The organism is Streptomyces sp. NPDC056373, assembly GCF_042262425.1.
Lineage (GTDB): Bacteria > Actinomycetota > Actinomycetes > Streptomycetales > Streptomycetaceae > Streptomyces.
Map to the genome: position 1 here is coordinate 1 of NZ_JBHJPX010000035.1, position 19497 is coordinate 19497.

Annotated in this window: 16 protein-coding genes; 10 read left to right on the forward strand and 6 right to left on the reverse strand. The window is 73.4% G+C overall.

Going from position 1 to position 19497, the window contains the following annotated elements:
* Positions 1–77: 77 nt before the first annotated feature.
* Complete coding sequence (locus tag ACFCXS_RS38865; protein ID WP_376648061.1) at positions 78–1724, reverse strand: hypothetical protein; 1647 nt, start codon at positions 1722–1724, stop codon at positions 78–80.
* A 247-nt stretch (positions 1725–1971) separates the two neighbouring features.
* Between ACFCXS_RS38865 and ACFCXS_RS38870 the strand changes: the two genes are divergently transcribed.
* The 3 genes from ACFCXS_RS38870 (at position 1972) to tgmB (ending at position 3606) form a co-directional block, all read left to right on the forward strand.
* Complete coding sequence (locus ACFCXS_RS38870) at positions 1972–2295, forward strand: YkvA family protein (protein WP_376648062.1); 324 nt, start codon at positions 1972–1974, stop codon at positions 2293–2295.
* A 119-nt stretch (positions 2296–2414) separates the two neighbouring features.
* Positions 2415–2606: a putative ATP-grasp-modified RiPP gene (gene tgmA / locus ACFCXS_RS38875; protein ID WP_053673313.1), complete on the forward strand. Its 192-nt coding sequence runs from the start codon at positions 2415–2417 to the stop codon at positions 2604–2606.
* Between the two features lie 16 nt (positions 2607–2622).
* Complete coding sequence (gene tgmB, locus ACFCXS_RS38880; RefSeq protein WP_376648063.1) at positions 2623–3606, forward strand: ATP-grasp ribosomal peptide maturase; 984 nt, start codon at positions 2623–2625, stop codon at positions 3604–3606.
* Between the two features lie 39 nt (positions 3607–3645).
* On the opposite strand, the gene ACFCXS_RS38885 is transcribed toward tgmB, so the two are convergent.
* Both ACFCXS_RS38885 and ACFCXS_RS38890 read right to left on the reverse strand, forming a co-directional pair.
* Positions 3646–3849, reverse strand: coding sequence for a hypothetical protein (locus ACFCXS_RS38885; protein ID WP_031111422.1), 204 nt, complete (start codon positions 3847–3849; stop codon positions 3646–3648).
* Positions 3850–3987: 138 nt separating this feature from the next.
* Positions 3988–4440, reverse strand: a complete 453-nt coding sequence (locus tag ACFCXS_RS38890; protein ID WP_376648064.1) for a hypothetical protein — start codon at positions 4438–4440, stop codon at positions 3988–3990.
* A 185-nt stretch (positions 4441–4625) separates the two neighbouring features.
* Here ACFCXS_RS38890 and ACFCXS_RS38895 point away from each other — a divergent pair, with 185 nt between their 5' ends.
* Entirely contained in the window at positions 4626–5597 is a 972-nt protein-coding gene (locus ACFCXS_RS38895) for a GlxA family transcriptional regulator (RefSeq protein WP_376648065.1), read from the forward strand.
* 45 nt (positions 5598–5642) lie between these two features.
* Here ACFCXS_RS38895 and ACFCXS_RS38900 read toward each other — a convergent pair whose 3' ends face one another.
* The 3 genes from ACFCXS_RS38900 to ACFCXS_RS38910 all read right to left on the reverse strand — a co-directional run bounded on the left by ACFCXS_RS38900 (position 5643) and on the right by ACFCXS_RS38910 (position 8737).
* Positions 5643–5894, reverse strand: a complete 252-nt coding sequence (locus ACFCXS_RS38900) for a DUF5133 domain-containing protein (protein ID WP_376648066.1) — start codon at positions 5892–5894, stop codon at positions 5643–5645.
* Positions 5895–6005: 111 nt separating this feature from the next.
* Positions 6006–7775 carry an ABC transporter ATP-binding protein gene (locus ACFCXS_RS38905; protein WP_376648067.1) on the reverse strand — a complete coding sequence of 590 codons (1770 nt, stop codon included), beginning with the start codon at positions 7773–7775 and terminating at the stop codon, positions 6006–6008.
* A gap of 104 nt (positions 7776–7879) precedes the next feature.
* Positions 7880–8737, reverse strand: a complete 858-nt coding sequence (locus ACFCXS_RS38910; RefSeq protein WP_376648068.1) for an aldo/keto reductase — start codon at positions 8735–8737, stop codon at positions 7880–7882.
* A gap of 252 nt (positions 8738–8989) precedes the next feature.
* On the opposite strand from ACFCXS_RS38910, the gene ACFCXS_RS38915 reads away from it, so the two are divergent.
* The 6 genes from ACFCXS_RS38915 to ACFCXS_RS38940 all read left to right on the forward strand — a co-directional run bounded on the left by ACFCXS_RS38915 (position 8990) and on the right by ACFCXS_RS38940 (position 19482).
* Entirely contained in the window at positions 8990–10564 is a 1575-nt protein-coding gene (locus tag ACFCXS_RS38915; protein ID WP_376648069.1) for an acyl-CoA carboxylase subunit beta, read from the forward strand.
* Between the two features lie 85 nt (positions 10565–10649).
* Entirely contained in the window at positions 10650–12410 is a 1761-nt protein-coding gene (locus ACFCXS_RS38920) for a fatty acyl-AMP ligase (RefSeq protein ID WP_376648070.1), read from the forward strand.
* Positions 12407–16372 carry a beta-ketoacyl synthase N-terminal-like domain-containing protein gene (locus tag ACFCXS_RS38925; protein ID WP_376648071.1) on the forward strand — a complete coding sequence of 1322 codons (3966 nt, stop codon included), beginning with the start codon at positions 12407–12409 and terminating at the stop codon, positions 16370–16372. Before ACFCXS_RS38920 ends, ACFCXS_RS38925 begins: the two co-directional genes overlap by 4 nt.
* Positions 16373–16393: 21 nt before the next feature.
* On the forward strand, positions 16394–17347 hold the full coding sequence (locus ACFCXS_RS38930) for an alpha/beta hydrolase (RefSeq protein WP_376648072.1): 954 nt from the start codon (positions 16394–16396) through the stop codon (positions 17345–17347).
* Positions 17348–17469: 122 nt separating this feature from the next.
* Complete coding sequence (locus ACFCXS_RS38935) at positions 17470–18690, forward strand: PucR family transcriptional regulator (RefSeq protein WP_376648073.1); 1221 nt, start codon at positions 17470–17472, stop codon at positions 18688–18690.
* A gap of 150 nt (positions 18691–18840) precedes the next feature.
* Entirely contained in the window at positions 18841–19482 is a 642-nt protein-coding gene (locus ACFCXS_RS38940) for a cutinase family protein (RefSeq protein ID WP_376648074.1), read from the forward strand.
* Positions 19483–19497: the final 15 nt, after the last annotated feature.

Genomic DNA, 19497 nt, shown 5'->3' on the forward strand with positions numbered 1-19497 from the left:
GTGTCCCCCCCCCCCCCGGGGCGGGGGGCGGGGGCCGGGGGCCTCCCCCCCCCCCCCCACCCCGTCACCCGTCCGTCTCAGTCGGTCGACGACGCTCCGGCCGGGACGGCGGCCCACTGCCGGGCGGCGATGGGCGCCAGCACCCGGAACACCAGCGCGACCAGGGCCAGCAGCGCCGCGCACACGGCGACCGCCGCGGCCAGCCACGGCGGGGCGAGCGCCAGATCGACGGCCCGGGGCAGGGACGCCGACGGGAAGGAGTTCCCGTACGCCTGGGCTCCCGCCAGCACGGTGGGCACCAGCACCGCCCCGGCCAGCACCAGCGCCACCGGCCGCAGGGCCAGCAGCACCGCCAGGACCGTGCACAGCACCGACAGACCGAGGGCGAACGCGTGCAGTTGCAGCGACCCGTCGCCCCGTTGCAGGGGGAAGTGGACCACCGCGCACGCGACGAGGGCCAGGGCGGCGAGCCAGCCCGACCAGGACACGTACCGGGCGAGCCGGTCTGCCGCGGTCTCGTGGTCCTGTGGTGCTTGGTCGAAGGTGTGGTGGTTCACGAGGAGCCTGCCCTGGCGTGCCGGGCGGCGCCTGCCCTGACGGCCCGGCGCTTCGGGCGCGGCCGTCCGGCCCTCGGGGGGCGAAGCCGGCTCCGGGCGAGGGCCATCGCGGTCCAGCCGTTCCAGGCCGAGGCGGTCGATCAGTTCGACCAGTTCTCCGACGGACCGGCCGGTGGCGGCCGCGCGCAGGGCCTCCTCGCGGACGTGGGGCTCCTGCGGCTCCTTGTGCAGCAGGGTCACCAGCCGGGTCACCTCCTCCACCGGACGGTGGGCGGCCGCGGCCCGGATCGCCTCGTCCGCGCATGCCGCGTCGCGCGGGGGCTTCGTCAGCAGGGCGATCATCCTCGAAACGTCCTCGACGGAGCGGCCCACCCCGGCGGTGCGGAGCGCGTCCACCCTCGCCCGGGTGTGGTCGGGCGACACCTCCAGCGAGACGATGAGGTCGACGACCTCCTCCAGCGGCCGGTCGGCCACGGCGGCGTGCACCAGGTCGCTGACGGCGTCGCCGTACGGTGCGCCGGAGGCCGGACCGCTGCCGGGCCGGAGCTCCACCGGGTTGTCGTCGAGCGACCGGACGACGAACGGGGGCACACCGGGCCGGTCGGCGTCGCCCGGGCCGGGCCCGGCCGGCGGATCGGCCTCGTCCTCGCCGCGTGCGGCGGGCTCGGTGCCCTCACCCGGGTCCGCGGATGCGGACCGGGCGGGACCCGGAGCGGAGTCCGTCGTGTCCGGCGCGGGAGGCAGGGGCCCCGCCTCGGCGGGATCCAGCCAGTCCGTGGCGGGAGGGGCCTGCTGCGCGGCGGGCAGGTCCGCGTGGGCGGTGCACGTGTCCGTCCCGTCCGGATCGTGGGCGACGGGCCGGGCGGCGGTCGGGTCCGTCCGGTCCGGTGCGAAGGCAGGCGGTTGTTCCGGTGCCCCGGCCGCCGGCCGGGAACCGAGGGCGGCCGGCTCGGCTGCCACCCGGTCGGCCGAGTGGGAACCGGCCACGGGCTCGAAGCTCCCCGCCTGGTTCGTCTCGTACGGGTCGGCTACGGGCTGCTCGCTCGTCTGCGCCACCTGGAACGTGCCGGTGGCGACGGTCGTCTCGGCGGACGGCTGGACGGACCCGTTCGGCTCAGCTCTGACGGCAGGTTCGTTCGAGCGGGGTGTTGAAGAGCAGGTGGTCATACTCGCCTCCGTGGGAAGAGTGCGGCCGCTCCTGCGCCCCCCGTCGTGTGACGAGCGACGTTACGGTGACCATTACTAGGCGCCCCCGTCACCCCGTGCCACTCGGATGCTCCACGAGGATGACCATGCGCACGGGAAAATCCGCCGACTCGCTGACATGTCGGGCCCCGGCCGCAATACAGCCGCCGGAAAAGGGAATCCAGCTAAGGACACCCCGTGTCGTGGCATGCCAGGAGGAGGTCGCCCCGTGGACACGACCACACAAGTGATCATTCTGGCCACGGCCCTCGCGGCCGTCGTCCTCGCCTTCGCCGTCGTCGTCCTCGTACGGCTGGTCCGCACCCGGCGCGACCTGCGGCGCGCGGGGCTGCCCACGGGCCCGCGCTGGGTCTTCTGGGGCGCGGTGCTCTATCTCGTGCTGCCCACCGATCTGGTGCCCGACCCGGTGTACCTGGACGACATCGGCGTCCTGCTGCTCGCTCTGCGCACTGTCCGCGGCTCCCTCGGCGAACGGGAGCGCAGTTCGGCGCACCGGCCGGACCGGCAACTGGCCGATGACTACGGAAAGTAAGGAAACCAACCACCCGTTCGATTCGTATAAGTCTCTGGAAGCCGAATCAGGTCGGCGGACCGGGCGGACTCGCCCCTGGACCACCGCCTGCTCGGCGCAGTACCGACGAGGGAGAGACGATGCAACCGTTCGCGCTCAACTACGCGCGCCCGGCAGTGGAGTTGGAAGCTGCCATTCCGTACGTGTACGACGCCGGACTGCAGTTGAACGTGCTCCGCGACGGCCGGGTCGCGGCCTGTGACTTCGCCCTGTTGAGAGAGTTCGGCACCACGACGTCCACCGCCGGCTCCAAGACGCACTTCGACGACTGACCGCGGGCCGCCGACGATGACCGTACTGATCCTCACCTGCGAGGAGGACGTCACCGCGGACATGGTGGTCGTGCACCTGAACGCTACGGGGGTTCCGGTGGTCCGGGTCGATCCCGCGGACCTGACCGGTGGGGTCTCGCTCTCGGGGGAATACGTGCACGGCCGGTTCCGCGGCCACCTGTCCGCCGGGGGGCGGCTGGTGAGCATCGGGGGGCTCCGGTCCGTGTGGGTGCGCCGGCCCGGCGTCCCGGCCGCGCGGGCGGTTCAGCCGTCCGCCTGGCTGACCGAGGAGGCCACCCAGGCGCTCTACGGCATGCTGCGGGGCTCGGACGCGCGCTGGATGAACCACCCCGACGCGGCCCGCCGGGCCCGCCACAAGCCGTGGCAGCTGCGGCTCGCCCAGAGATGTGGCCTGCCCGTGCCCGCGACGCTGATCACGACGTTTCCGCGCGCTGCCCGCGAGTTCGCCGAGCGCTACCCGGAACTGGTGGTCAAGCCGGTGTCGGGCGCGCATCCCCAGGACCCGCCACGCGCCGTGCCGACCAGCAGGGTCGCGCCCGACACGGACTTCTCCGCCGTGGCCTTCGGGCCGACGCTGCTGCAACGGCGGATCACCAAGCGGGCCGACATCCGGCTCACCGTCGTGGGCGAACGGATGCTGGCCGCCCGCAAGGCGACCGCCGAGGACGCGGAACCGGACGACGTCGACGTGCGGTTCGCCGCGCCGGGCTCGCCATGGCTGCCCACCGATGTGCCGACCCGCATCGCGCCGGGCGTCCTGGCTTATCTACGCGAGGCCGAACTGGCCTACGGGGCTTTCGACTTCGCGGAGGACTCCGACGGGACCTGGTGGTTCCTGGAGTGCAACCAGTCGGGGCAGTTCGGGTTCGTCGAGGTGGAGACGGGTCAGCCGATCGCCCGCACCATCGCCGAGTGGCTGGCCCGGCCCGTCCCGGTCCAGACACCCCGCGTCAACGGCTCGAACACGACGGTCCGTTGAGCACCGGGCCCGGCGACGGGCCCGGGCCGGCCGCCCGTTTCACTGCGGACGCGGGCCGGGAAGCATGCCCGCGCGTTGCCAGCCCGCGCCCGGGGAGTGCGGGCGGTCGTAGCCGAGGGACTGTGAGGGCCGCATGACCAGCTCCAGTTCCCTGCTCACACGTTCGGCCTCGCGGCGCACCTGTGCGGGTACGTCACCGCGCTCCGCGATGAGTCGGTCGTAGATGGGGGAATCCTGGAACACCCGTCAACGCGCCTTTCTTCTCGTCGGCCCCGTGCGGGGGCGAGACTGCGAGTGTAGGCGGCACGGTGTCCCGGAGTGTGAATTCCTTGGGATGACTTGACGCAGACCGGACATCCGTGACAGGCGAAGGCGGGATGTTCACGCTCCCGTAGTGGATCCCGGGCGGACGACCATCAGGACGGTGACCGTCGCCCACAGCAGGTTGAAGGTGCCGGTGAACATGGCGAGTTGCACGGTGTCCCGATGGCCGGGAGCCCTCTCGTCCTTCAGCCGGTCGAGGAGTTCCTCCTGGCGGGGCAGGACGAAAGCCACCAGGATGCCGGCGGCCGCGGCAGTCAGGGCGATGGAGGTGATGAGCCATCCGCTGCCGAGGACACCCATCGCGGCCGCGGTGGCGAGCCCGAGGACCGGAACGCTCAGCCCGACACCGGCGTAGACGCGGCAGATGCGGTGCAGGAGCGCCGGCGTGCCGATGCCACCCGAGGGGGTCGCGCGGCGCGCGGCGGGCGGGAACATACTGGCCGCGACGGTGACGGGACCGATGGCGACGATGGCGGCCAGGACATGGAGGGACAGCAGGATCTTGGTCACCGGGGCTCTTTCCGTGAATGCGGTCGACGGCGCCCACGCTAGGACGCCCCCGCGGATGCGCCCATGGGCTGGAACGACAGCTTCCAACGGGTTCTCGCCACCTCGCCCGACCTGCGCTCTCCGCTCCGGGACTGCCTCTGCCACCACTTCACAGGGGTGGCGGGAAGTCGCCTAGTGTGGCCGTCATGCACTCCGTGGTGATCCTGGTTCTCGATCACGTGGTGCCGTTCGACATGGCGGCGCCCCAGCAGACGTTCGCCTGGACCCATCTGCCGGACGGGCGGCCCGCCTACCGGGTCCGGTTGTGCGCCGAGACACCCGAGGTGCGCGCGGACGGCGGGTTCACCCTCCGCATCGAACGCGGGCTGGAAGCGCTGGCCGAGGCGGACACCGTCATCGTGCCCGGCTGCTCCCCCGACGCCGCACCGCCCTCCGCGCGGGTGCCGGCGGCCCTGCGGGAGGCGGCCGAGGCAGGGACCCGGATCGCCTCGGTGTGCGTCGGTGCCTTCGTGCTTGCGGAGGCGGGGCTGCTGGACGGCCTGCGGGCCACCACGCACTGGGTGGCCGCCGGCGAACTGGCCCGTCGCTACCCGCGGGTGGAGGTCGAGCCGGACGTGCTGTACGTCGACAACGGGCAGATCCTCACCTCGGCCGGGGCCGCCGCCGCGCTGGATCTGTGTCTGCACATGATCCGCCGGGACCTGGGATCGGCCGTCGCCGCGAACATCGCCCGGATGTCGGTCATGCCGCTGGAACGCGAGGGCGGGCAGGCCCAGTTCATCGTGCACGAGCATCCGCCGGTGCCCCGGGGTTCGGCTCTCGAACCGCTGCTGGAGTGGATCGAGGACAATCCGGCGCACGAGGTGACGCTCGGCGCACTGGCGGCGCGGGCGGGGATGAGTGAGCGGACCTTCAGCCGGCGCTTCCGCGAGCAGACGGGCACCACGCCGTTGCAGTGGCTGCTGCGGGCGCGGGTGCGACGCGCCCAGTTCCTGCTGGAGAGTACGGACCATTCCGTCGAACGGATCGCGCGCCAGGCGGGGTTCGGCTCGCCGACCGCGTTCCGGGAGCGGTTCCGCAAGGTGGTGGGCACCACGCCGTACGCCTACCGGACGGCGTTCCACGGGCGTACGAACGCCTCGGCGGCCCCTGCCTAGGGGCCGCCGAGGCGCGCCGCCCGGTCGTGCCGGGCCTCACATCCGTCAGCCGACCAGCGTCAGGCCGTTCTCCCCGCCCGCGTCGGCGGCATCGGGCCGCCCCTCGGTGAGCAGCAGGACATCAGCCTTCGCAATGGCGTCGCTGATGTCGGACGTCCCCATCATCACGCACAGCGTGTAGCTGACGTCCTCCAGTTCGCGTGCCGCCGTCGACACGTGCCTTTCCGACTGAGCGATCCTCAGCGACGCGTACCGCGTCAGCAACTCCCTGACGATCTTCCGGTCCGGTACAAGCACGTAGCGCCCCTCTCTCTGTTTTCGCTGCGTATGCCCGAACCACGCGGAAACATTCACACGATTTTCTCACCTGGGTCAGATTTGACGAGAAGTGATCGGTTGCGACCGGACTTAGGCGATCTGGCCGCTGTGCAGAGCCGTGTAGGCCCCACCTCGGCGCATGAGCTCCTCGTGTGTACCGATCTCCTCGATGCGTCCGTCGCCCATCACGACGATCCGGTCGGCGCCCTGGACGGTGGACAGCCGGTGCGCCACGACGAACGTGGTGCGGCCGTGCAGCAATCGGACCAGCGCCTGCTGGACGAGCGCCTCCGAGCGGGTGTCGAGCGCCGAGGTCGCCTCGTCCAGGACCAGCACCTTGGGGTCGCGGATCAGGGCCCGGGCGATGGCCAGGCGCTGCCGCTGGCCGCCGGACAGCCGGGCGCCGTGCTCGCCGACCAGGGTGTCGAGGCCCCTGGGGAGCCGGTCGACGAACTCCAGCGCGTTGGCGTCGCGCAGGGCCACCCGTACTGTCTCCTCGTCGACGTCGTCCATGCCGTAAGCGACGTTCTCGCGGATCGTGGCGTCGAAGAGGATCGACTCCTGCGGCACCACCGACAGGAAGCGCCGGTAGGTGCGCAGGTCGAGGGCGTTCATCTCGGCGCCGTCGAGGAGCAGCCGGCCCGAGGTGGGCCGGATGAAACCGATGACCAGGTTGAGGACGGTGGACTTGCCCGCGCCGGACGCGCCCACGAGGGCGATGGTCTCGCCCGGCGCGACGTCGAGGGTGAAGTTCCGCACGGCGGTGCGCCCGTCGGTCTCGTAGGCGTAGTCGACCTGCTCGAAGGTGACGGCTCCGCGCAGGGCGCACAACTCGGCCTTGCCCTCGTTGTCCTCCAGTTCGGGGGCCTGGAGGACCTCGCCCACGGAACGGACCGACTCCAGGCCCTTGGTGATGACCGGGGCGAGGCCCGCCAACGTTGTCGTGGAGTTGGTGAGGGTGGTCAGGAAGGCGCTGAGCATCACCACGTCACCGGCGGTGACGCCCCAGACGCCGTGGTACGACAGGAGGGCCGCGCCGGCCAGGACCAGCACGCCGACGACGTTGAGGACGACCCAGGCCAGCGATCCAAACCGGCCGTTGACCAGGTCGAGGCGGAGGCCGGAGGTGAGCAGCCGGTTCAGGGTGCCGTTCATGCGGCGCAGCGCGTTGCCCTCCAGCCCGTGGGCCCGGGTGACGGGGATGAGCCGGGTCATCTCCGTCACGCGCGACGACAGGGTCTCCACCTCGTGGCGGAAGTGCTCGTTGTGCGTGCGCAGTCGCGCGCGGAGCCGGGCCACGAGGAGGGCCGCGGCGGGTACCACGACGAGGAAGACGGGGAGGAACTCGGGGGTGCGGACGGCGATGATGACGAGTCCCCCGGTGAGCACGGTGGTCGCACCGAGCCCGATCTCGGCGGTCTGCTGGACCATCTGCTCGACCGTCTCCACGTCGCGCACGACCTTGGCCTGGAGCACGCCCGCGCTGACGCGGGAGTGGTAGCCGATGGAGAGCTGCTGCATTCGGGTACACAGGGCGGAGCGCAGGGCGGTGCCCATCCGGCGGACGCTGCCGTAGAGGAGCCGGACGTACAGCACGTGCAGCGGGTAGTTGATCAGCAGGATGAACAGGATGAGGCCGGTGCTGGTCCAGAGACGGCTGATCGGCTGGTGCTGGACGACGGTGTCGATGATGGACGCGGTGATGAGCGGCAGCAGCCAGACGGGGCTGTGCTTGACGGTGAAGACGGCGACGGCGGCGAGGAGCCGCCGCCGGTCCGCTCGCAGCAGGTAGGCGAGGGTACGGACGGGGTGCTCGCCCCGGTAGCGGTGGTCGAGCGGTCTTTCCCACGACGCTGCCATCGGTGGTCCTCCGGGTTGCCGGTGCGTAGGGCGTGCGCGTGCTGGCTCGTGTGCAGCAGAAGACCCGGGGCGGCCTGCGGCCGTCCCCGGGTCTCGTGGTCTGCTCAGGCGGCGTCCAGCTCAGCCAGTTCGTCGGCCGTCAGGACGAGGTCGGTGGCGGCGAGCGAGTCGCGGATGGTCTCGGGGCGGCTCGCGCCCGGGATCGGCACGACCACCGGCGACTTGGCGAGCATCCAGGCCAGGCACACGCGCTGCGGGCTCACGCCGTGCGCCTCGGCGATGCGGGCGAACGGGGCGTGGCCCGAGCCGAGTTCACCGGCCTTCGAGATGCCGCCGAGGGGGCTCCAGGGCAGGAACGCGATGCCGAGCTCGTCGCACAGGCGCAGTTCCGGCTCGCTGGAGCGGAAGGCCGGGGAGAACTGGTTCTGCACGGAGACCAGACGCCCACCGAGGATCTCGTCGGCCTGCCGGATCTGCTCGGGGTTCGCGTTCGAGATGCCGGCCATGCGGATCTTGCCCTCGTCCAGCAGGTCGCGGATCGCGCCGACCGACTCGGCGTAGGGGACGCGCGGGTCGGGGCGGTGGAACTGGTACAGGCCGATGGCCTCGACACCCAGCCGGCGCAGGGACTCCTCGCAGGCCGCCTTGAGGTGCCGGGGGCTGCCGTCGAGCGTCCAGCTGCCGTCGCCGGGGCGCAGGTGGCCGCCCTTGGTGGCGACCAGGACGTCGCCGCCGCGGTCGTGGGAGGCGAGGGCCTTGGCGATCAGGGTTTCGTTGTGGCCGACCTCGCCGGCGTCGCGGTGGTAGGCGTCCGCGGTGTCGATCAGGGTCACGCCGGATTCGAGGGCGGCGTGGATGGTGGCGAGGGAGCGGTCCTCGTCCGGTCGTCCCTCGATGGACATGGGCATCGCGCCCAGGCCGATCGCGCTGACCTCGACGTCACCGATGCGGCGGCTGTGCATGGGTCGTGACCTCTTCCGGCTGTCGGGCGATGGTGCACTCCAGCCTGGACGCCGTACGGCCGGGGGTCCAATAGAAGAAGGAGAACGCATTCAGCACTCGGGCCGCTGAATCGCGCCCGGCCCTGCGAGGCCTCCTTGTCACACCCGGATGAAACCCCGCTCGCGAGGACTCAACTCCCCCACACAGAACGGTGATCCGTACAGCACTCCCCCGCCCCGCTGTCATATTCGAGAGCCACTTCGGAGGTGGTTGTGAGCACAGAGGTGACGGCATCCGGTCCGGGGGAGACGGCGACGCACCCGCCCGGGGACACCGCGGAGCGTGTCGCCGGCCTGGAGCACCGGCGGGAGCGGGCGGTGGCCCCGGGCGGGCCGCGCAGACGCGGGGAGTTCTCGGCGCGGGAGCGGATCGAGCGGCTCGTGGACAAGGGCTCCTTCACCGAGACCGGCCTGTTCGTCCGGGCCCGGCCTGCGGGTCACGACGCCCGCCGGCCCTACGGCGACGGCGTGGTCACCGGGTACGGCACGGTCGACGGCCGCCCGGTCTGCGTGTTCGCCCAGGACTCCACCGTGTTCGGCGGCAGCATGGGCGAGGCCTTCGGTGAGAAGACCGTCGCCCTGATGGAGCTGGCCCTGAAGACGGGCTGCCCGGTGATCGGCCTGAACGACTCCGGCGGGGCCCGGATCCAGGAGGGGGTCGCCGCCCTCGCCCTCTACGCCGAGCTGGTCCGGCGCAACGTCAAGGCGTCCGGGGTGATCCCGCAGATCTCGGTCGTCCTGGGCCCGTGCGCGGGCGGTGCCGCGTACTCTCCGGCGATCACCGACTTCACGGTGATGGTGGACGGCGCCTCGCACATGTTCGTCACCGGCCCCGACGTCATCGAGACGGTCACGGGCGAGCGCACCACCGCCGAGGAACTGGGCGGCGCCCGCACCAGCAACACCGTCAACGGCAACGCCCACTTCCTCGCCGCCGACGAGGAGGACGCCCTCGACACCGTGCGCGACCTGCTGTCCTACCTGCCGGCCAACAATCTGGAACGGCCCCCGGAGTACGCCCCCGGGCACGCCCCGGCAGGTGACGGTCTCGACGCGATCGTCCCGGACCGGCTGGGCGAGGCCTACGACATGCGGGACATTCTGCACGGGGTCGTCGACGACGGTGAACTTCTCCCGGTGCAGGAGCTGTTCGCGCCGAACATCATCTGCGCCCTGGCCCGGATCGAGGGCCGCTCGGTGGGTGTCGTCGCCAACCAGCCGCTGCACGCCGCCGGGGTGCTCGACATCGACGCGTCCGAGAAGGCCGCACGGTTCGTGCGGTTCTGCGACGCGTTCGGCATCCCGCTGCTGACCTTCGCCGACGTGCCCGGATATCTGTCCGGGGTGCGGCAGGAGCAGGCCGGGATCATCCGGCGCGGCGCGAAGCTCCTGTACGCCTACGCCGAGGCGACCGTCCCCAAGGTCACGGTCGTGGTGCGCAAGGCGTACGGCGGCGGTTACGCGGTGATGGGCTCCAAGCACCTCGGCGCCGACGTCAACCTCGCCTGGCCCACGGCCCGTATCGCCGTCATGGGTGCCGAGGGGGCCGTGGGCGTCCTGCACCGGCGTGAGCTCGCCGCGTCGGACGACCCGGAGGCGCTGCGCGCCGATCTCCTCGCCGCATACGAACGCACCCACGGCACGCCGTACCTCGCCGCCGAGCGGGGCTATGTCGACGCCGTCATCGCGCCGCGCGAGACGCGCGAGCAGGTCTGCCGCGCCCTGCGCGCGCTGCGCGGCAAACGCGCCCCGATGCCGGAACGCCGCCACGGCAACATCCCCCTCTGACCGCCCTCTTCTCTCCCCTCTCCTCTCCTTTTCCCTCCCCTTCCGCGACCCGTAGGCCGATCCGCGCCGTGAGGAGCCCCGCCCGATGGACAGCCGCCGCCCCCCGCTCGCTCCCGCGTGCCCCACCCTGCCGGAGTACGTACGGCACTGGGCCGAGACCACCCCCGACCGCCGGGCCTTCACCTTCGTCGAGCACCCGGCGCTGCACTCGCGCGGTATCCACCGCACGCTGACCTGGCGCCGCCTGGACGTGCGGGTGCGGGCGCTCGCCGCGCGCCTCGCCGACGAGGCCGGGCCCGGGGACCGGGTCGCGCTGCTCTGCCCGCAGGGCCTGGAGTACGTGACCGCCTTCCTGGCAGCCCTGTCCGCCGGGCTGGTCGCCGTTCCGCTGTACACCCCCGGTCTGCCCGGGCACGCCGACCGGCTCGCGGGCGTGCTGGCCGACGCGCGCCCCTCGGTGGTGGTGACCACGAGCCGGGCCCGCGACGAAGTGCGGAACTTCCTCGGAGCCGGCGGCCCGCGGATCGTCGTGGCGGACGAGGTGCCCGACGGCGACGGTCCGGGCCGGCAGCCGGTCCCCCTGGACCCCGGGGCGCCCGCCTACCTCCAGTACACGTCCGGTTCGACACGCGCCCCGGCCGGTGTGGAGATCAGCCACGGCAACGTGGTCGCCAACGCGCGTCAGGCGCTGACCGCCTACGGTCTCGACACCCGCCCGATGACCAGTGTGGGCTGGCTGCCGCTCTACCACGACATGGGGCTGGTGCTCAGCGTCGCGGCCCCGGTGGCGCGCGGGGCGCTGTCGGTGCTGATGGACCCGGCGGCGTTCCTGCACGAGCCGGTGCGCTGGCTGCGGCTGCTCGCCGCGCATCCGAACGCCGTGAGCGCCGCGCCCAACTTCGCCTACGACTACTGCGTCGCGACCGTCACCGCCGGCCAGAAGGAGGGCCTGCGACTGGAGAAGGTGACGGCGCTGATCAACGGCAGTGAGCCGGTCCGTCCGGGCACGGCCGACCGGTTCCACGCGGCGTTCGCCGGCCAGGGCCTGGCGCCGGGGACGCACTGCCCGTCGTACGGGCTCGCCGAGGCCACGGTGTTCGTGTGCGCGGCCCGGCCGGGTGAGCCGCTCAGCCGGTTCGCGCTCGACCGCGACGCCCTGGCGGCCGGAAAGGCCCTGCCCGCCCGGCCCGACGATCCCCGGGCGGTCCTGCTGGCGGGCTGCGGAACTCCGGCGGGTCAGCGGGTACGGGTCGCCGACCCCGTGACGCGGGAGCCGCTGTCGGAGGGGGAGGTCGGGGAGATCTGGGTGCAGGGGCCGAACGTGGGCCGCGGCTACTGGAACAGGGACTCTGAGGAGGTCTTCGGCGCGGAGTTCGCGGGCGCCGCGGCCGGCCCGGGCCGCTGGCTGCGCACGGGCGATCTGGGGACGGTGCTGGAGGGGCAACTGGTCGTCACGGGACGGCTGAAGGACCTGATCATCGTCGACGGGCGCAACCACTACCCGCAGGACGTCGAGGCATCCGCGCAGGAGGCGCACGAGGCGGTGCGCCGGGACCGGCTCGCCGCCTTCGCCGTGCCGGGCGGGGCCGGTGGCGAGTGTGCGGTCGTCGTGGCCGAGCACGCGCGGACCGCGCACCTCGCCGAACCGGACGTGGCCGCCCTGGTGCGTGCCGTGCGCGGCGCCGTGTCCGCCCGGCACGGACTGCGACTGGCCGACGTCGTCGTGGTACCGCCCGGTACCGTGCCGCGCACCTCCAGCGGCAAGGTGTCACGGGCGCTGACCCGCACCCGGTATCTGGAAGGCGTCTACGGCGGACGGGCCCGGGCGGCGGGTGCCGCGGAATGAGGACCGTCGACGGGGCCGGGCTGCGCCGGCTGATCGCCGAGCGGGTGGCCGCCTGGAACGGGACGTCCCCGGAGGACGTCCCGATGGACCGGCCGCTCGCTGACCTCGGCATGGCCTCGCGGGACGCAGTCGCCCTGGCGGGCGAGCTGTCCCGCGCCACCGGCCGCGAACTGCCGACGACGCTGCTGTGGGAAGCACCCACCGGGGAGGCCCTGGTGGCGCGGCTGTGCGAGACACCCGCCCCGGGAGCTGAGGCGGCGCCGGTGCCGCGTCCCGCCGTCCCGGGCGGTACGGCCGAGCCGGTCGCGGTCGTCGGGGTCGGCTGCCGCCTGCCCGGCGGCGTGCACGGCCCGGACGACTACTGGCGGCTGCTCAGCGAAGGGGTCGACGCGATCAGGCGCGTCCCGGAGGACCGCTGGCGCGACTTCACCGCGTTCCCGCCCGCCGACGCCCATCCGTTCGGCGGCTACCTGGACGACATCGCCGGGTTCGACGCGGACTTCTTCCGCATCACCCCGCGCGAGGCCGCGGTGATGGACCCCCAGCAGCGGATCCTGCTGGAGGTCGTCCACGAGGCGCTCGACCATGCCGCCGTGCCGGCCGGGTCCCTGGCGGGCACGGCCACCGGCGTGTTCGTCGGCATCTCCGCACCGGAGTACGGGCAGGTGACGGGCGCCGACCCGGCCGCCGTCGACCCCTGGGCCCCGGCGGGGGGCGCGCTCAGCGTCGCAGCGGGACGGCTCGCCTACGTCCTGGACACCCGGGGGCCGAGCCTGGCCGTCGACACGGCATGCTCATCCTCGCTGGTCGCCGTGCACCACGCCTGCGTCAGCCTGCGCACCGGCGAGAGCGACACGGCGATCGCGGCCGGGGTGAATCTGCTGCTGTCGCCTGCGGTCACCGTCGCCTTCCGCAGAGCGGGGGCCCTCGCCCCGGACGGGCGCTGCAAGCCGTTCTCCGCGGCGGCCGACGGCATCGGGCGCGGCGAGGGGTGTGCGGCCGTCATCCTCAAGCGGCTGTCCGACGCCGAACGGGACGGGGACCGTGTGCTGGCCGTCGTCCGGGCCAGCGCGGTCAACTCCGACGGCCGCTCGAACGGCCTCATGGCTCCCAACCCGGCCGCCCAGCAGGCGTTGCTGGAGCGCGCGTACGCGCAGTCCGGGCTCGCCGCCGAGCACGTCGACTACGTCGAGGCGCACGGCACCGGCACCCCGCTGGGCGATCCGATCGAGTCGGGGGCGCTCGGCGCGGTGCTCGGCGCGGGGCGCGACCCCGACCAGCCGCTGCTGCTGGGGTCCGCCAAGGGCAACCTCGGTCATCTGGAGTCCGCGGCGGGCATCGCGGGCCTGGTGAAGACCGTGCTGGCCCTGCACCGCGACGGCATCCCGCCGTCCCTGCACTGCGAACGGGGCAGTTCCCTCACCGACCCCCGGCTGCGGGTGGTGACCGAGCCGGAGCCCTGGCCGCGCTACGGCGGCACGGCCGTCGCGGGCGTCTCCGGGTTCGGATTCGGCGGCACCAACGCCCACGTGGTGCTGGAGGAGGGACCGCCGGGCCTGGTCCCGGTGCGACCGGCCGAGGAACCGGCCGCCCGGGTGCACCTGCTCTCCGACCTGGACACCGAGCGCCTGCGCGACACGGCGGGTGGGCTCGCCCGCCGGTTGCGAGAGCACCCCGCGCACCCCGCCGACGTGGCCCGGACCCTGGCCGGGCGCACGGGCCGGGGTCCCGTGCGCGCCGCCGTGGCCGCCCGTGACCTGGAGGAACTGGCCGACGCCCTGGATGCGTTGGCGTCCGGGCGGCCGGACAGCCGGGTCATGACCGGGGACCGCGACCGCGTCGGGCGCGGCCCGGTGTGGGTCTTCTCCGGGTACGGCAGTCAGTGGCCCGGCATGGGGCGCCGGCTGCTGGCCGAGGAACCCGCGTTCGCCGCCGCCGTCGAGAAGCTCGATCCGCAGCTCGCCCCCGAGTGCGGCCTGTCCCTCTACGACCATCTGTCCTCGGGTGACGGGCTCGACCGTCTGGAGGTCGCCCAGCCAGTGCTGTTCGGCCTTCAGCTGGCTCTTGCCGAGCTGTGGCGTTCCCACGGTGTCGAGCCCGCCGGCGTGATCGGCCACTCCATGGGCGAGGTGGCGGCGGCCGTGTGCGCGGGCGCGCTGGACGTGGCGGACGGGGCCCGTGTCATCGCCGTACGGGCCCGGCTGCTGAGCGGCCTGCGGGGCGGCGCGATGGCCGTGGTGGACCTGGACGACACCGAACTGGACGCGCTGGCCCGGGACTTCCCGGAGGTGCATGTCGCCGTGCACTCCTCCCCGCGGCAGAAGGTCGTCACGGGTGAGGAGGAGGCGGTGGCCGGGCTCGTGCGCCGGCTGGAGGGGCAGGGCCGGGCGGTGCGCGCCATGCGGGTCGTCGGCGCCGGGCACTCCCCGCAGGTGGACGGCCTGTTGCCGGAGCTGCTGGACGCGCTGTCCGGCATCCGGGGGCGGCGGCCGCGCGTCCCTGTCCACTCCACGGTCCTCGACGACCCGCGTGGGGACTGTCTCTTCGACGCCGCGCACTGGGCGGCCAACCTGCGCAGGCCCGTGCGGCTGGACCGGGCGCTGGCGTCGGCCGCGGCCGACGGGCACACGGCCTTCGTCGAGATCTCCCCCCACCCCGTGCTGACGGGAGCGGTCGCCGACACCGTGCCCGGCGCCCTCGCCCTGGCCACGCTGCGCCGGGACGCCGACGGGGCGGAGGCCTTCGCCGGGCAACTGGGCTCCCTGTACGCGGCGGGACAGCGGCTCCCGGTGCCGCCGGGGCGGGTCGTCGACCTGCCGCTGCCCCGGTGGCGGCACGTACGGCACTGGTGGACGGACGGCAGGGCCGCTCGGACGCAGCCGCTGCCGGAGGAACCTCCTGCCGCGGTGACCGAGCCTTCCTCGGTCCTGGCCCGTTTGACCCATCACATCGCCGCCGTCACCGGCCACTCCCCCGCCCGAATCACCCCGGGCACCGCGTGGGCCGACCTCGGCCTGGACTCGCTGATGGCGGTCCGGGTGCGCACCGCCGTGGAGCGCGAGTTCGGCATCGAACTGCCCCTGCGCGACCTGTTCGCCGCCGTCACCGTGGAGGACGCCGCCACCCGGGTCGAACGTGCCCTCCCCCGGGACGACACCCCGGTGCGGCCCCTGCGCGCCACCGGCTCGCGGCCCCCGCTGTTCCTCGTCCACGCCGCCGGGGGCCCGGTCGGCGTCTACGGCACGCTCACCGAACTCCTGGGCGCCGACCAGCCGGTGTACGGGCTGGAGCGGATCGAGGAAGCCGGGACCGTGCCCGAGAAGGCGCGGCGCTACGCGGAGGCGATCGGCGCCGTCCGCCCGAACGGCCCCCTGCTGCTGGGAGGTTGGTCCTTCGGCGGTTTCGTCGCGCAGGAGACCGCGCGGCAACTGACCGCCGCGGGGCGGGAGGTGCGCCTGGTCGTGCTCATCGACTCCGTACGGCCCCTTCCCCGTCCGGGGACGCGGTCCGACCGGATCCGGGCGCACTTCGAGGGCTTCGCCCGCCATGTCGCCGACGCCTACGGCGTGCGCCTGGAGTTGCCGTACGACGAGCTCGTGGCGATGGACGACGACGCGGCCCGTATCGACGCCGTGCTGCGGGCCCTGCGCGAGGCCGCCGACGTGCCGCCCGCGGCGCTGGAGCACCAGCGGTCCTCCTACCTGGACATGGGCATCGGCGAGTCGCACAGCCCCGGCCCCCACGACGGGCCGGTGGTTCTCTACCGCGCCACCGAACCCGCGCCGCACACCGTGCGCGACCCCGCGTACGAGCGGGACGACCCGGCGCTGGGCTGGGACGAGGTGTGCCCACGACTGCGGGTGGTGCCGGTGCCCGGTCACCATCTGTCGCTGCTCGATCCGCCGCACGTCGGTGAGATCGCCGCCCATCTGAGCCGGACCCTCACCGAGCCGGCCCCCTGACATGGAACCCGAGGAGCCGTCATGCCCCACCTGCCGCAGCAGCCCGCCGCCGGAGTGTCCCGGCGCACCGTCGCCAGAGCGACGGCCGCCGCCGGTCTCGCCGCCCTGTTCGGGGCCGCGGCGGGCACGGCCCCGGCGCGGGCGGCCACCCGGCTCGGGCCGCGCACACTGGACGTGTCCGTGCCCTCCGCGGCGCTCGGCCGCAGCGCACCGGTCCGGTTGATCCTGCCGTCGGACTTCGGTAAGCGCCCGGAGAAGAAGTACCCGGTGCTGTACCTGCTGCACGGCGCGCACGACGACTACACGTCGTGGACCCGTGAGACGGACATCGAGGCGTTCACCGCCGGCCGCGACCTGATCGTGGCGATGCCGGACGCGGGCCCCACCGGCATCCCGAGCGTGTGGCGCGGCGGCCCCGACTACGAGACGTTCCAGGTGAAGGAGGTTCCGGCGCTGCTCGCCCGGGACTACCGGGCCTCCGGCACCCGGGCGGTCGCCGGGGTGTCCACCGGCGGCTACGGGGCCATGGCCCACGCGGCCCGCCACCCCGGGGCGTTCACCGCGGCGGCCTCCTACAGCGGCATCCTCGACACCACGGCCCCCGGTGTTCCCGCCATCATGGACGCGATCGTGGCCCGCGAGAACCTGCCGGCCGCGTCCCTCTGGGGAAATCCGGTCTTCAACCTGCTGACCTGGCGGGACTTCAACCCGCGTGCCCGCGCCACCGGGTTGCGCGGCACGGCCCTGTACGTGTCGCAGGGCAGCGGAGTCGGCAACGGGGGTGATCCGCTGCCCGGGATCCTGGAGAGCGCCCTGTGGCCCTCGGCCCAGGGCTTCGCCCGCACGCTGGCCCTCATGGGGGTCCCGGCCACCACGCACTTCTACGGGGGCGGCGGGCACGACTGGGCGCACTGGAAGCCGGAGTTCACCGCCTCGTGGCCGGTCCTCGCCCGTGCCCTGGGGGTGCCCGAGTGACGGGGGTGCCGTCGGGGCACGGAACGGAACGGAGGGGTCGTCCGTCCTACACAGGACTCCCCACTCGTCCCACAGGCGACAGCCCGCGGGTGAGCCGCTTCCGGTCGAAAGGAGTGTCCGTGATGGCTGTGCCCACCCCGCACGGCGTGCCGGACCACCCTGCCCCGCCGCAGTTCCCCCCTGAGCTGGCGAAGGTGCTGCGCGCCGATCTGGCGGCCGTCGCCGAGGAGGTGGAGGAGGAGGTCCGCCGTCAGGTCCCCGAGTACGCCCGGCCCGCCGACGGCACGTACCGCCAGAATCTGCGCTCCGGGGTGGTGCAGGCGCTGACCCTGTTCGTCGACCACATCGCCGACCCGCGCGACGACGGGGGCGCGATCGCGGCGACGTACTACGAACTCGGGCGCGGTGAGGCCCTGGAGGGCCGGAGCCTGGACGCGCTGCAGTCCGCGCTGCGGGTCGGCGGGATGCGCGCCTGGCGGCGGATGGGCCGGACGGCTGAGGAACTCGGGCTGGACTCCACGGTCGTGGCCGTGCTCGGGGAGCTGGCGTTCCGGACCGTGCACGAGGTCGCCCAGGCGGCCGCGTCCGGGTACGCCGAGGCCCGGCTGCGCAGCTCCGACGAACTGGAGCGGCGCCGCAAGCGCCTGCTGGACCTGCTCCTGGAGGACGGGTCGGTGGCGTCGGAGGCCGTGCAGGACCTGGCGCACGGCGCGCGCTGGCCCGTGCCGCGGACGGTCGCCGTCGTGGCGCTCGCGGCGGCGACCGACCGGCGGCAGGAGGAACAGCCGCTGGCGGCGGCGGGCGCGCTGGTGGACATGGGGTCCCGCCCGCCGCGCATGCTGGTGCCCGACCCGGACGGCTCGGGCGGCATCGGCGGCCGGGCGTTCACGCTCGCGCTGCGCGGCCGGCCCGCCGCGATCGGCCCGACGGTCGCGGTCACCGAGGCCGCGCAGTCGCTGCGCCTGGCCACCCGGGCGCTCGGGCTGATGGGTCGTGGGGTGCTGCCCCGTCAGGGCGTGGTGCGCTGCGACGAGCAGTTGTCGACGCTGCTGCTGTACGGCGACGAGCCGCTGCTGGAGCGGCTCCAGAGCCGGGTCCTGGCGCCCCTCGACACGGTCTCGGCGGGACAGCGCGACCGGCTCGCCGAGACGTTGCTGGCCTGGCTGCTCAGCGGCAGCAACGTGCCGGACGTCGCCGTGCGGCTGCACATCCACCCGCAGACGGTCCGCTACCGCCTGCGTCAGCTGGAGAAGCTGTTCGGCGACGCACTGCACGACCCGGCGACCCGCCTCGACCTCATTCTCGCGTTGCGCGCGGAATCCCTGCGCACGCGACAGAACTGACCTCCGTATTCGATCGCGCACTCAATCGGCGACAAAAACCGGCGGGGTTTCCATAATCCCGTCCATAACAGCAGGCGGGAGAAAGCCCATACGTTCGGGGCGTCCTTTTTCGCAGGCGCTTCACGCGCCTTTCCACGCGGAGGATCCCCCATGCGTATCCGTATGTGTCTCGCGGCACTCACACTGGCCGGCGGGGCCGGGCTCGCCGGCCTCTCGGCTCCCCCGGCCATGGCCGCGGCCTGCTCGGACGTCGAGGTCGTCGCGGCTCGCGGCACCTTCGAGCCGGGCACGCTCGGTTTCATCGTCGGAGACCCGGTGTATTCCGCCCTGCAGAAGAAGGCGGCGGGCAAGAACGTGTCCGGCTACAGGGTGAACTACCCCGCCGACCTCTCCCCCACGTCCGCGGCGCAGGGCAATCTGGATCTCGTGAACCACGTGAAGAGCCAGGCCGCCGCCTGCCCGAATCAGAAGTTCGTCCTCGTCGGCTATTCGCAGGGCGCGAACGTCGTCGACAACTCGATCGGCATCAGCAGCGCCGGTGCGGTGGTCGGCAGCCCCATCGTGGCCACCCTGCCCGCCGCGGTGGAGCCGAAGGTCGCCGCGGTGCTGCTGTTCGGCAACCCGATCCGGGCGCTCGGCAAGAGCGTCACCGGCACCTACCAGAGCCGCACGCTCGACCTCTGCGCCGAGGGCGACCCCGTCTGCGAGAACGGCGGGGGCGACGTCGGGGCGCACCTGAGCTACCGGGACGACGCCGAGGAGGCGGCCACGTTCGCCGCGGGCAGGCTCTGATCCCGTCCGGCACGA

What these genes read in the sequence shown, in the direction of transcription:
- ACFCXS_RS38935 (WP_376648073.1), top strand. Translation starts at nt 17,470, where the DNA reads ATGGCTGTGCCCACCCCGCACGGCGTGCCGGACCACCCTGCCCCGCCG.
- ACFCXS_RS38895 (WP_376648065.1), top strand. Translation starts at nt 4,626, where the DNA reads ATGCACTCCGTGGTGATCCTGGTTCTCGATCACGTGGTGCCGTTCGAC.
- ACFCXS_RS38905 (WP_376648067.1), bottom strand. Translation starts at nt 7,775, where the DNA reads ATGGCAGCGTCGTGGGAAAGACCGCTCGACCACCGCTACCGGGGCGAG.
- tgmA (WP_053673313.1), top strand. Translation starts at nt 2,415, where the DNA reads ATGCAACCGTTCGCGCTCAACTACGCGCGCCCGGCAGTGGAGTTGGAA.
- ACFCXS_RS38940 (WP_376648074.1), top strand. Translation starts at nt 18,841, where the DNA reads ATGCGTATCCGTATGTGTCTCGCGGCACTCACACTGGCCGGCGGGGCC.
- ACFCXS_RS38910 (WP_376648068.1), bottom strand. Translation starts at nt 8,737, where the DNA reads ATGCACAGCCGCCGCATCGGTGACGTCGAGGTCAGCGCGATCGGCCTG.
- ACFCXS_RS38925 (WP_376648071.1), top strand. Translation starts at nt 12,407, where the DNA reads ATGAGGACCGTCGACGGGGCCGGGCTGCGCCGGCTGATCGCCGAGCGG.
- ACFCXS_RS38865 (WP_376648061.1), bottom strand. Translation starts at nt 1,724, where the DNA reads ATGACCACCTGCTCTTCAACACCCCGCTCGAACGAACCTGCCGTCAGA.
- tgmB (WP_376648063.1), top strand. Translation starts at nt 2,623, where the DNA reads ATGACCGTACTGATCCTCACCTGCGAGGAGGACGTCACCGCGGACATG.
- ACFCXS_RS38920 (WP_376648070.1), top strand. Translation starts at nt 10,650, where the DNA reads ATGGACAGCCGCCGCCCCCCGCTCGCTCCCGCGTGCCCCACCCTGCCG.
- ACFCXS_RS38930 (WP_376648072.1), top strand. Translation starts at nt 16,394, where the DNA reads ATGCCCCACCTGCCGCAGCAGCCCGCCGCCGGAGTGTCCCGGCGCACC.